We start from the raw sequence: 13,502 nt of genomic DNA, 5'->3' as shown, positions 1-13,502 counted from the left end.
TTATTCTGCTTCGTTAGTTTCTGGGCAGCTGTGTTGCTGAATATTACCGTTCACTGTGCCAACATTACCGTAACCCTCATAGGGTCCGTCGATAAGGTTAAACGCGGTAATGGCACCATGGAAATTGCCTTTACCTTCGCCGGTATCAAAGAAACAGACAAAGCCTGTGCCTTCTCCAGGCGCCTGAGGGTTTTTCGATGAGTAGCTAAATTGCGCTTCAAACTGATCCATGCAGTTACATTCCTGCACGCCGTTTTCTAATCCTTCATCGGTCAACGCACAATAACCAAAATTATCTACTTGTGCCTTAAGGCTTACACCACCAACATCTTCGAAATCAATGGCGCTGTGATCGACATAGTTAACGCGACCCTTAACCTCATCCCCGCCGCAATTTTCGGCGTTAAAAGTAAAGACGGCATTCTTATCACCACCGGCCGAAGCCATGGTGCCGCCGCCAGTAAACTTATGCTCACCGATAAAGGTACAGCCGCTCGACAAGGTTGCGGCCAACAACGCCACGCTAAGCAATTTGAGTTTGTTTTGGACCATAACGTCCTCCATTTGTCATTATTTTTAACTTCATTGCATGTTTTTTTATTGCGCACTTGTTCAAACAGTAATGAGAGCCATATAACAACCAAGATGGCACCACTTCCTCACCTGTTGTGAAATTCCAGTGTAAGCAGTTACCAACAATTAACATATAAAGCAGATGCGCTAATTGAACGGCTAAATTGACCTAGGCCATTTGACCTAAAATAGCCGTTAAATGCGAAAAAAGTCGTGGTTTCTGAGTGAAAACCAGACTTTGTTGCAATTATTAGCACAATAAAAAAGGGGCTAGCTTAGGTGCTGAGCTACAGGTTTACAGCTCAAGGGCATGAGCCAGGCGCTTATATTTCACCGCCGCCTGAGTACGGTTTTCAACATCCAGCTGTTTAAATATGGCACTGGCGTGAACACGAACGGTTTTCTCGGAAATATTCAACTCACGGGCAATTGCCTTGTTGCTTAAACCATCGGCCATTTGCTTTAACACCTTGCCTTGACTGGGGGTCAAAAAGGGTAATACATGGAGTTCATCGGCCTCGGGCAAGACCTGGCTAGGGGCTACTGAATCGACAACAAGGTACTTAGAAATCAAGTCAATAATCACCGAGTCGAATTCAGTTTTAGAGACAAATCCGGCGGCGCCGGCGTTTAAACAGGCGGTGCAGCTGTTAAAGTCATCAAAGCCGCTGATCACTATCACAGGGACATTTGCGTAGTTCTTACATATGTATTCCACTCCCTGAATACCCTCACTGCCGGGCATGGAGAGATCAACAATGGCTAAATCTAGGTGTTGTTCTTTTTGCTCAAAAAGGCGAAACAGTTGATGGTAACAATGGGCACTTTCAACCTGAATATCGGGCCAAACGTCTTTAATTTTATGTTCAATGGCAAACACAATTAAAGGATGATCATCGGCTATCGCAATACATGCGTTACTCATTTTAAAACCCTCCTTAGCGGCCTTCCCTGCTTGTTTGGCTTAACTGACCCTAGCTGGTGAGCACACCTCTTGTGTGCTTTAGCCAACTTATTACAACGACCCCAATACGGATACAAGACCTTGGTCTAGCTTTCCTTTACCTAGGCTAGCCTTACCTAAATCTTCACGCTATGAAATCAGTTAATGCTCATAGTCAACATACAATGTACTTTACAAAGGTACAAGGTGCGCGCGATAGATTCTATTCTCACCATAACCCAGTTCCGACATCGCCCTGTGTTCCTCATTTCTAATTGCACCGCGCCGCCAAACAGCTTAGCGCCGATGCATTAACTTAAAGCCAACTATACTTTAATGATTGAACAACTAAGAAACAGCGCCCTATGACTCGCTCAGCCTTTGTTATTCGCCTTATGGTTCTTGGAGTTTGCAGCTTATTCGTTGCCTGTGGTGGCAGTGACGGCGACAGCGCCCCTCCAGTCAAAATATGCACACAGACCAGTCTATATTACTGCCCTGCCTCCGCCTTTAATGACCCTTTTGGTATCGCCCTGACCATAGCCTGGTATACCGGCCAATGCACGAGAGAAGTGTTTTGCGAGGAAGACGGTAATGTGCCCGACGTCGACCCGGATAATGGCATCATTGACGATGACTTTATCAGTAAAAACTGGACGACCCAGTCACTGCAAGAAAGAGAGCCCAATAATGAGTTTGAGCAGGCCACGCCTTTTATTCTCAGGCCCAGTAATGGCGTGCTGATCACCGGAGAGCTTGACGCCGCAGGCGATAAAGCCGATATATTCGCCTTTATTATGGATGGTCAAATCACCGTCAGTATCTATTTGTGTTCAACGCCGAGAACCTGTACCCAGCCGTTTTACAATGGCCCCGACCTCTACATCGAGCTCTATAACGCCAATGAGGTGTTATTGGATAGCACAGAAACACCCAATGAACTGGGCCATGTATTTACTGGCCCGCAATTATTGGATGGTGAGCAATATTTTATCGCCGTGCGTATCAGAGACGCTGCCATGGCTGCGCAAGAATATAAGTTAGTCATCACCGACTAACTTGAATCAAGGCCGTCACACCACGGTTAAGGTGCCACGATACATCTGCATCTGGCAGTGAAATGGATACTCACCCGGAGCCAGGTCGGACAGCGTAACAGCTGTTAACTTGTTCAACTCCAGTTGCTCGCTGACTCCCAAGCTTGGGATCAGTAACATTTCCGAGCAGGGCGAGTGGTCCTTGCGCAAGAAATTAAGGGTCACAGTCTGATGTGCCGTCACCTGAATCGCCGAAGGAGTATAGACTCCGTCTTTAACCTCTATGGTCAGCGACTGCTCCTGCACCCGGGTTTGGGTCGGTTTGTAGAGCCAAAACCACCAGGCTATCAAGGCGATGAGTGCCAGTCCTAGAATGTTGATGATGATCATGCTTGTTTCTCCTTTGCCTTATGCGCAGTAAATAACCGCAGGCGGTTGGCGTTGCTAACCACAGTGAGGGAGGAAAAGGCCATGGCTGCACCGGCGATCACCGGGCTCAACAACATGCCAAAAACTGGATAGAGCACACCGGCGGCAATGGGAATGCCGGCAACATTATAAATAAAGGCACCAAAGAGGTTTTGCTTAATGTTTTTTAACGTCGCCTTGCTCACCGCAATGGCATCGGCCAGGCCATGCAGTGAGCCGCGCATTAGCGTGATATCGGCGCTTTCGATGGCCACATCCGTGCCGGTGCCAATGGCAAAGCCGACATCGGCCAAGGCCAGTGCCGGCGCATCGTTAATGCCATCGCCCGTCATCCCCACCAGCTCACCGCTCTGTTGCAGCTCTTTGACCTTGTTGGCCTTGTCTTCGGGCAGTACCTCGGCAAAAAACTCTTTAATACCGGCTTTATGCGCCACCGCGGCGGCGGTGTCCTGATTATCGCCGGTCAGCATAATCACCCGAATGCCATTGTCCTGGAGGCGTTCAATGGCGGCAATGGAGTCCTTTTTGATCGGATCGGCCACGGCAATAATGGCGGCCAGTTCACCATCGATAGCAAAAAACATGGGAGTTTTGGCCTGTTTCGCCAAGTCGTGGGCGCGTTCGCTAAAATCGCCAAGCGTGATGCCCTGTTGTTGCATCAGCTTGGCATTGCCAAAGAACAAGGTTTTCTTATCGCAGCGCCCTTCTACTCCCAAACCGGTCAAAGCCTTGAAGGAGTCCACCGCTAACAACTCAACGTCCTGCTCTTGTGCCTTGCTCACTATGGCCTGCGCCAGCGGGTGCTCGGAGCCGCTTTCCAGACTCGCCGCCAGTTGCAATACTTCCTGCTGTTGATGGTTGTCGGCAACCACCAGGTCGGTGACCTGAGGCGCTCCCTCGGTGATGGTGCCGGTTTTATCCAGCACCATGGCGGTGATTTTTGAGGCGGTTTGCAAGGCTTCACCATTACGGATCAACACCCCCGCTTCGGCGGCCTTGCCCACGCCCACCATGACCGACATGGGCGTTGCCAGGCCCAGGGCACAAGGACAGGCGATGATCAGCACGGTAGTGGCACAGACCATGGCCAGAGCCAGCGCGGGCTCGGGGCCAAAGTTCAACCAGGCCAAAGCCGTCAGCACGGCAATGATCATCACCACGGGCACGAAGTAAGTTGAAATAACGTCGGCCAGACGGCCGATGGGCGGCTTGGAATTTTGCGCCCGCTTGACCATACTAATGATGCGAGCCAGCGCCGTGTCTTTCCCCACCCGGGTGGCCCGAAACTGTATCGAACCGGAGGTATTGATGGTGCCCGCGGCCACTTCGTCGTCTTTAGACTTTTCAACTGGCATGGGCTCACCGGTCAGCATGGACTCATCGATAAAGGTATGGCCTTCACTGACCACACCATCGACGGGAATTTTCTCGCCGGGTTTGACCTTGACCAGATCGTCCAGCAAGACCTGGGCAATATTAATTTGTACTTCTTTATTATCGCGGATCACGGTCGCGGTCTTGGCCTGTAAGCCAATCAGACGCTTTATGGCCTCGGATGTTTTGCCTCTGGCTTTTAATTCCAACGCCAGACCGAGGTTAATCAGGCCAATGATCATGGCGGTGGCTTCAAAATACACATGCCGTGCCATGGGGGGAATGGCCTCGGGGATGGCCACCACCACCATGGAGTAAAGCCAGGCGGTGCCCGTGCCCAAGGCAATCAGGGTATCCATATTGGCATTATGGTTTTTAAAACTTTTCCAGGCACCGGTGTAAAAATGCTTACCGGAAAAATACATTACCGCCAGGGTGAGCAGGCCAACGCCTAACCAGGCTGCGCGTTGCATAGATGTGGTGACCGACATATCGCCGCCAAGCAGGCCAAACAGCATTAATGGAACACCCACCGACAAGGCAATCACCGTATCCCTGACCAGCTTTTTATAATAGGCTTTATCGGCAAGTTCTTTTTCACCTAGCAAGTCTTCATCGTTTTGCTCTTGCACCGCCTTGGCGTTATAGCCCGCCGACTCTACGGCGGCAATTAAGGCCTGGGTTGAGGCCGTGCCGGTAACCAACACGCTTCTGTCGGCAAAGTTCATCTGCGCACTTACCACGCCCGGCGTTTTTTTCAGCGCCGCCTCTATTTTACCAACGCAGCTGGCACAGCCGGCTCCTTCGATAAGCAGCTGTTGATTTACGTTCGACTCACTCACTTAGTTCTCCTTATTCGCACCCCAAAACTCACGTTACTAGCAAGTTCCGCTGCTTCCGCTCGTTTTATCGCTATTGTCGATGAAAGTGTAGACCTGTGAGTAGGACCAAGGTCAAACTTAAATCAATTAATTAAAATAAAAGGGTAAGCTTGAGTGCGTTTATTGGCTGGGATTCGCCAGTTAGGTAGAAAAATAGGGCCGCTGTTATAGCTTGTAAGCAAATTACTAAAGCGCCTGATTGCCACCCCTAAGCCCTTGTCTTAAGGTTATAAAAGCGGCTTTATTGCGCTTTAGAAAGACCTATTCGCTGCCTTGTTACCCAGTTGCGTCCTTATCAACAACGGCGATAACATGCTGTTTTATAGATTAAATAAGCCATTAACCCAGCCGACTATTGGTCTTTCGCTGCATTTCTTTACTAAACAGCAATAAACAACTATAGCTATAGCCACGTTGAAACATTGCTGGCTGAATGAAGTCTGCCCGACAAACTGACACCAAGTCTGCCTGACAAACTGAAGTGAAATCCGCCGACAAAAGAATCACCCTCAAGGAGATTTTATGTTGATTTCACTGCTGCTCAGGTGTGCCTGCACCTGCTCTCGCCTTTTACTAACCAGTGCCGAAAAAGGCGCAACTAGAAAGACACGTAACCACTTACGCAAACTCAATATAATGGCGAGTGTTACCTTATTACTGGCCTGTTTGTATATTCCCAATTCCTACGCCGCGAGCAGCTGTGGCGGCGATGGCGAGCGCGCCTGCTGTGCCGGTACCTTTGAGGTCTGGCTTGGCCAGGCCTGTGATTACGGCAATGTTGAAGTCGCGGGTTGCTCCGGAGACTGTACCTGCGGCGGGCTAAATCCATTTGGCATTCAGGCATCGGGCACCTGTAAAGCCACCACTTCCTGTGGCGGCGAAGGACAAAGAGCCTGCTGCAATGGCCTGACGGAAACCACCACCTCGGGTGAGCTACGCGCCTGCAACTCAGGGTTAGTTCCCGTCGCTGGCTGCGCCGGTAATTGTTATTGTGGTGGCAGCATAGCCACGGGGCAAGTTGCTCAGCATACCTGTGCGCCGGTGACCGAATGCGGCGGTGAAGGACAAAGAGCCTGCTGTGTTGGCGAGCCAAATACCAACGGCGCGTGTAATTCTGGTTTAACCGAAATACCCGGATGCTCCGGGGATTGTAGCTGTGGCACGGTTGATCCCGCCGACTGGCTGGGCGGCATTCCCTCACAATCCAGTGGTACTTGTGCACGTGTCGGCAGTGTCGCTATCGAAGAACCGCAAGCGGGCTGGAGCGCCAGCGAGGAGCCGCGAACCTGTGCCCTGCGCGGCTACGCCGACCTGCATAACCACCTGTTTGCCCATTTAGCCCATGGTGGCAGGACCTTTGCCGGTGAGTCGGCCCCGGTTGATGATTTTGGTCAATTTACCCTGGATGCAAGTAACAGCATTAATTCAGCAATGTCGCAACAGGAAGATCTCGACATCCACGGCACTCACACCATACTCGAGGGCTTGATTAACGGCGATACCGTCGGTGCCGGCACTAAGGACGGCTCGGTCGGTACGGGTGCACCTCCGTATTTCAATAACTGGCCGACCTGGACCACCACCACCCACCAGCAAATGTACTACCCCTGGGTGGAACGTGCGTTTCGTGGCGGCATGCGCTTGACCACCATGTTGGCGGTCACCAATGAGGCGCTGTGCAAGTCCACCGAAGGCAGCGACTGCGCCAACTCCATGGGTCCCATAGATGCACAGATAGAGGCCGCCTATGATTTCCAACGCTTTATCGATGAAAACTGTGCTGCCGACCCGGCCTCCGGCTTTTGTGCCGGCGAAGCGGGCGTCAAAGAAGGCTGGTTCCGTATCGTCACCAGCCCCTTAGAAGCACGCCAGGTTATAAGTGAAGGCAAGCTCGCCGTGGTGCTGGGCATAGAGGTGGATAACCTCTTTAACTGTAAAGAACAAAATAGCAATCGTCCCGAAGCCAGCTGCCCCAATATGCGCGACGGCAATGGCGAGCTGATGCGCAACGAGCTTGGTGAGCCCATAGACACGGTGACAAAAGCGGTGAATCATTACTTCGACAAGGGCGTACGCCACTTCTTCCCTATTCATAATTTCGATAATGCCTTTGGCGGCGCCGCCACCTGGAACGACATTATCGCCGTCGGTAATGCCTATTCGGAGCAGCGCTGGTGGCATATAGAAGACTGTGGTGTGGGATATGGTGAGTATGGCAGCCGGCTGTCCGGTGGGCCCTTCGACGACCTGTTAAAACGATTAATCGGCGCTATCGGCTTTGACTCAGACCTGCCCGTGCGCCCCATCTATCCCCTTTACCCCGCGTGCAACCGCTATGGTCTGAACCTCAACGACACCGGCCCAGGTCCGGATAAACGCGGGTTAGGTAGTGAGTTATTTTCGGCGCTGATGGATAAGGGCATGATCATAGATATCGACCATATGTCCCGTAAGTCCCTGGACAACACCCTGGCCCTGACACGCCTGTATGCGGGCGATGAAAATAATCCCTTAGCCTACTATCCCCTGGTGGCCAGCCATGTGCAGTTTTTTGATTTGCACCAGCGTACGTTCGGTGGCAACCAGGGCCGTCATGAGCGCATGCGCACCAAAGAGCAACTCGAAGCCATTCGTGATGGTGGCGGTATGATAGCGGCCATGACCAAGGACGATGTGCAAGATACGGCAATCAAGGGCTATAAGGTCACCTTGCCCTACTCAGAGCCGCTTTTTGGCGTAGCCATCAAGGATAACTGCCGTCATTCTTCCAGAACCTTTGCCCAAGCCTATCAGTATGCGGTGGATGTGATGGGCGGCCCCGTGGCTTTGGGCAGTGATTTTAATGGCGTCGCCGGTCATGTTGGCCCTCGCTTTGGCGCTAATGCCTGCGGCAGTGATATTCCTACTTTGGCACCCAGCGCCGATGTAGAACGCAGCGCCCAACTGCGCGAAAACAATAAACTTATCTACCCCTTTACCCTCGACGGCTATGGTACATTTGATAAGCAAAAAAGCGGATTTAAAGCCTTTGACTTCAATGTCGATGGACTGGCCCATGTGGGTCTGCTGCCCGACCTAGTGAAAGACATGGAAAATATCGGTCTTGCCAAACCCTATAACGATGCCTTGTTTGAGTCGGCGGAGCAGTATATTCGCGTGTGGGAGCGAGCCCTGCGCATCGCCGCGTTGAAAAACGGTAACCCTTTACCCGAAAGTCCCGCGGCGGAGCTTACCTGCCCTCGCAGCAATTTATGCCAGGGAGATAACAGCGTACCGGCAGCTATTAACTGTCCGGCACAGGTGGTTAAAGAGTGCACCGGGCCTGATACCGAGGCACAATTTGCCGACCCCAGCGTGAGCGATGGCAGTTGTGGTGTGGCCACCTTCCAAGGTTGTATTCCAGGCTCAGGCTCGCTCTTTAGCGTGGGAGACAATCAGGTAACCTGCGCTGTGATGGACAGTGGCAGAAACTCCGAAAGCTGTTTCTTTAACGTGACCATACAGGACACTCAGGAACCGGAAATTACCGCCCCCGCCGATGTGCTCGCGTTTGAATGCACCTCACCCCAAGGTGCTTCCCCAGAACTCGGGCTGGCAAGTGCCGCAGATATCTGCGACCTAACTCCAGTTATTAGCAACGATGCCCCCAATATTATCCCCATTGGCGCCAATACCATCACCTGGACCGCCACCGATGGCAGCGATAATAAAGCCACGGCACCACAGCTGGTGGAAATAGTCGATACCGTGCCCCCACAGATTAACTGCCCGCAAAACATAGTGGCCGAGTGCAGCGGCAACCGCTCTGCAACCGTGACCCCAGGCGCGGCAACCGGGTCAGATCTCTGTTCAACCTCGGTGGCGCTAAGCCAGCCATCAACCCAGTCTTTCCCCTTGGGGATCACCGAGCTCACCTACACCGCCACCGATGCTCAGACGCTGACCTCGAGCTGCACCAGTACGGTTAAGGTCGAGGATACGCTGGCACCACAATTCAACGACATCCTGGCCTCACCGCATATCCTCTGGCCGCCAAACCATGAAATGATTGACGTGGTGATCGCCCTTACGGTCAACGATGTCTGCGACAACAGCGTCCCCGTATGCCGCGTCACCGATATAAGCAGCAATGAGAGCAGCGATGGCAAGGGCGATGGCAGTACCGAGCCCGATTGGTCCTGGAATGCCAATCAAACCGGCACTACTTTGAACGTGCAATTGCGCGCCGAGCGAGAAGGCTCAGGCGACGGTCGCACCTACACCATCGACCTGGCCTGCAGCGATCTCACGGGCAACACCAGCACGGCGCAAACCACGGTCTATGCGCCCAAAAATAACAATTAGTGTTAGAACATAAATTAAAGCCCGCAGCTGCGGGCTTTTTTATATCAACACGCGCCCTGGGCTTAAACGGCAAGGACCTCAGTAAGCGCCAGCTTGTAATTGCTTCATCAACTCCCCCCTGAAAATAGCCTGATAGCAGGATAACAGCCCATCTTGAAAAATTTTTGAGATCAATTGTTAAAAACCGGTAAATGAACTGTTGTATATACCGCAACCCTAATGTATAAAAAAAGAGCGGTATATACAGCAGGGATTAAATTGGTATTGCTCTACACTGCCATTAAACAGGATCTGAGAACAATAAATTTAATAGAATCAACTAGATCGGAGTTACTATGAAACTATCACCTATTGCCAAAGTGTTGTGCCTGGCTTTTCTTGCATCCCATACGGTGCACGCACAAGATGAGCAAGTAGATCAACAGAACGAAGCGGATATTGAGAAGATCCAAATTACCGGTAGCCGAATCAAGCGAACGGATATGGAAGCGGCCAGCCCGGTTAGCGTGATCACCTCGGATCAAATTCTTGCCACCGGCATTTCCAATGTTGAAAACCTCTTACAAGAGATGTCTTTTTCTGCAGGTGTTGCGGGTAACCAAACAAATGCCTATTGGACCAGCGGCGGTTATGGCACGGCTCAAGTTAACTTGCGTGGTATGGGGATCAAAAGAACGCTTGTGCTGTTAAATGGACGACGCATTGTCTCCGGTGGTACGGGTGCTAACAGCTCGGTTGACTTAAACATGATCCCGACTTCAATCATTCAACGCATTGAAGTACTTAAGGACGGTGCCTCTGCGGTATATGGCGCAGACGCAGTGGCCGGTGTAGTCAATATCATCACTAAAAATGATTTTGATGGTGCCGAGCTAGACGTAAAAGCCGGTATGGCCGATGACGGTGACGGTGAAAGCCAAGACGTCAGCCTGAGCCTGGGTGGTGATTTCGATAAGGGCAACTTCTTTGTCAATGCAACATACAGCAACAGTGAAGCCGTGCGCCAATCCGATCGTATCGATTGTCCTGTGTTTGGTACCGAAGACAGTGAACTGGTGTGCTTCGGCAGCGGCACCACAGAGGGCGGCCGAGCGCTTTTACCCGATGGCACGGCGGTACAATTCAACCAAAATCCAGACACAGCAACCTATGGCGACGACTTTGGTCCATACAACAGTGCAGAGCATGGGTTTGACTGGCTTCCCTACCTAAACGCGGTCAGTCCGCTAGAACGCATCAGCATCGCCAATTTTGCCAATTACCGTATTAATGATGACACCCGCTTATTCTATGAAGCCATGTATACCAAGCGCAAGGCAAGCCAAATAGTAACGCCGCGCAATGGCTTTGGTGGCATCAGCGTTGATGCCGATTTCCGCTACAACCCAACCGGCCAAGACGTTGAATTCCAGCGCCGCCGCAACACCGAACTAGGCGCCCCTTTCTTTTTCCAAGAAACAGACACGGTACGAATCGTCCTGGGCCTTGAAGGCGAATGGGACAATGGCTGGTATTGGGATGTGGCCTACAACTATGGCCGCAACACGGGTAAAGATGGTTGGACATTTGATATCGACCCAGCTAAGGCACAGCAAACCCTGGATGACAGTATTTGTACCTACGACAACGGCAATGGTATCCCCTGCGGAGATTGGTTCGGTGTGAATGAGCTCACACCCGAAGTCATTGACTATGTTAAATACCGCCGCGAAGGCACGGGTGGTAACGAGATGCGCACCTGGACCGCCAACGTTTCCGGTGAGGCATTTGCACTTCCTTATGGCGCCCTTGCGGTGGCCGTAGGTGTCGAAAAACGCTGGGAAAGTGGTTGGCGTGACCCGGATTCCACGGTACTGGCCAATGGCCTGGAGGATGAAATCTCCGGTGACTTCAGCGTTACCGAAGCCTATTTCGAGCTTTCGGCTCCCCTCTTAGCGGATCTGGATTTTGCCCAAAAAGTCGATGCCGAATTCGCCATGCGCTATTCGGATTACGACACCCTTGACCCAGAGACCACCTATAAACTGGGTATTACCTGGAAAATCGACGACAGCCTGATGCTACGCACGGTTAAGTCTACCGCCTTCCGCGCACCGGCCATTACCGAGCAGTTCGGCGGCACCAACGGCGAGAACCTGCGAACCATAGACCCTTGTGAGAATGCAACCGGCGCCATAGCGCAAAACTGTTTGGCCGATAATGTGCCTGCCGGCTTCGTTCAGGACGGCACCACAGTACTCACCAATGTGGGTGGCAACCCGGACATTGGTCCAGAGGAAGCAGACACACTCACCGCCGGTATCGTTTGGCAACCTCAGTTTCTAGACAACTTTTCGATGACGGTCGACTACTTCGATATTGAAGTCGAGGGTGCCATTACCTCGGTCAACGGCTCGGATATGTTAAAGCTATGTTATGAAGATCCTGTAGGTAATTCAGAGTTTTGTGGTACATTTACCCGTCATCCACTGACCCGACAGGTAACTGAGATTAACCAGCGTCCGGTGAATGCGGCGACAGAAAATGTCGCGGGTGTCGACCTCAACATGGACTATAAATTTGACCTTGCAGGGTTAAATGCAAAAACCAGTTTAGATGTCACTCGCCTGCTAAAACATGAAAGCACGCCTTTCGCCGGTCAACCTACAATCGATAAAGTAGGTTTCATCACCGAAGATCAAGGTAGCTACACCAAATGGCGCAGTAACTTTAACTTTATGGTCATGGCGGATTTATGGTCAGCGGGGCTGTCGGTACGATATATAGGTTCTGCGGATGATGTGAATGGCGGTGATTTCGATCCACTGGGTAAATCCGTTGGCTCGGTCACTTATACAGACGTGCAAGGCTCGTATCGTATTAATGACGATTTGCAGCTGTCTGCGGGGATAGATAATATATTCGACAAGAAGGCGCCCTACTTAACGTCTTGGAATGACGCCAATACGGACGTTATGACCTACGATTTAATTGGTCGCAGAGGCTTTGTCCGTTTAAATTATAAGTTCTAAGAGCTTATAACAAATAGTGATGTAGGCTTTAACTATGGTGAAGCCTACATCTCACTAAATAAATACACCTTATACACATGGATAACGTTGTAAGCGATGCAAGTTCCAAAATACAAAGAAATCAGCAATTTTATAATCTCAAAGATAAATAGCGGAACTTGGGCTGAGAACGAAAAGCTGCCATCTGAAAACGACCTAGCCGAGTTGCTCGACAGCAGTCGTATGACGGTAAGAAAATCGTTAGAACAGCTGGTCGCCGACGGACTGCTTTATCGCCGACCCAGTGTTGGCACCTTTGTCGCGCCAAAGAAAGTGCAGAGTTCTTTTTTGGAAATTCGAAACATTGCCGATGAAATTAAAGAGCGCGGCCATCAGCATTCAAGCCTTGTCCTTAGTAAGGTGCTGATGAAGCCCACGGACAAGTTATTAGAGCTGTTAAAGCTGGACACTTACGTCGATGTAGTAAGAGTGGTGATTTTACATCAAGAAGATGGCAAGCCCTTTCAGCTCGAAGAGCGCTATGTCAATGCCGAGCTGGTGCCCGATTTTTTCAACCAGGACTTTACCCGTATCACCTGTAATGAATACCTCAATACCCAGTTGCCTGTGACCAGTGCCGAAATCTCAATTGAAGCCATTACCCCACCCAAAATCCTAAAACACCAATTAGGAATGAACGATGGCGATCCCTGCCTAAAACTCACCCGGATAACCACCTCGGGCAGTAACACCGTCAGTTTCGCTAATCTTTACCACTCGGGTAATGCATTTAAACTCACCGGCAAACTGGTTTCCGTGTAACCCTTATCGTCTGAACTCAGCCAATGTTGTGCGTTTGCAGGAACGCCTTTTAGCCCTGAACACATCCGCCTCTACCTCCGGCCACTAGGCCAAACGCCGTGTCGACCTA

8 protein-coding genes are annotated in these 13,502 nt (G+C 51.2%); 4 read left to right on the top strand and 4 right to left on the bottom strand.

Going from position 1 to position 13,502, the window contains the following annotated elements; all coding sequences use genetic code 11:
- Positions 1–552 carry a hypothetical protein gene (locus tag C2M34_RS11865; protein ID WP_105200926.1) on the bottom strand — a complete coding sequence of 184 codons (552 nt, stop codon included), beginning with the start codon at positions 550–552 and terminating at the stop codon, positions 1–3.
- Positions 553–868: 316 nt separating this feature from the next.
- Complete coding sequence (locus tag C2M34_RS11860; protein WP_105258910.1) at positions 869–1,498, bottom strand: response regulator transcription factor; 630 nt, start codon at positions 1,496–1,498, stop codon at positions 869–871.
- Between the two features lie 383 nt (positions 1,499–1,881).
- On the opposite strand from C2M34_RS11860, the gene C2M34_RS11855 reads away from it, so the two are divergent.
- Positions 1,882–2,574, top strand: a complete 693-nt coding sequence (locus C2M34_RS11855) for a hypothetical protein (RefSeq protein ID WP_105258909.1) — start codon at positions 1,882–1,884, stop codon at positions 2,572–2,574.
- A gap of 15 nt (positions 2,575–2,589) precedes the next feature.
- Here the strand turns inward: C2M34_RS11855 and C2M34_RS11850 are convergent, their stop codons facing one another.
- Both C2M34_RS11850 and C2M34_RS11845 read right to left on the bottom strand, forming a co-directional pair.
- Entirely contained in the window at positions 2,590–2,943 is a 354-nt protein-coding gene (locus tag C2M34_RS11850) for a cupredoxin domain-containing protein (protein ID WP_105258908.1), read from the bottom strand.
- Positions 2,940–5,198, bottom strand: coding sequence for a heavy metal translocating P-type ATPase (locus tag C2M34_RS11845; RefSeq protein ID WP_105258907.1), 2,259 nt, complete (start codon positions 5,196–5,198; stop codon positions 2,940–2,942). The genes C2M34_RS11850 and C2M34_RS11845 overlap by 4 nt, the downstream gene beginning before the upstream one ends.
- 561 nt (positions 5,199–5,759) lie before the next feature.
- Here C2M34_RS11845 and C2M34_RS11840 point away from each other — a divergent pair.
- The 3 genes from C2M34_RS11840 (at position 5,760) to C2M34_RS11830 (ending at position 13,393) form a co-directional block, all read left to right on the top strand.
- Positions 5,760–9,581: an HYR domain-containing protein gene (locus C2M34_RS11840; RefSeq protein ID WP_105258906.1), complete on the top strand. Its 3,822-nt coding sequence runs from the start codon at positions 5,760–5,762 to the stop codon at positions 9,579–9,581.
- 335 nt (positions 9,582–9,916) lie between these two features.
- Complete coding sequence (locus tag C2M34_RS11835; RefSeq protein ID WP_105258905.1) at positions 9,917–12,592, top strand: TonB-dependent receptor; 2,676 nt, start codon at positions 9,917–9,919, stop codon at positions 12,590–12,592.
- 96 nt (positions 12,593–12,688) lie between these two features.
- Complete coding sequence (locus C2M34_RS11830) at positions 12,689–13,393, top strand: UTRA domain-containing protein (protein WP_105258904.1); 705 nt, start codon at positions 12,689–12,691, stop codon at positions 13,391–13,393.
- Positions 13,394–13,502: the final 109 nt, after the last annotated feature.

This window comes from Pseudoalteromonas sp. T1lg88 (assembly GCF_002964765.1).
Lineage (GTDB): Bacteria > Pseudomonadota > Gammaproteobacteria > Enterobacterales > Alteromonadaceae > Pseudoalteromonas.
Note: the sequence above shows the minus strand (reverse complement) of the source record. Positions and strands in the feature narration are given on the sequence as shown.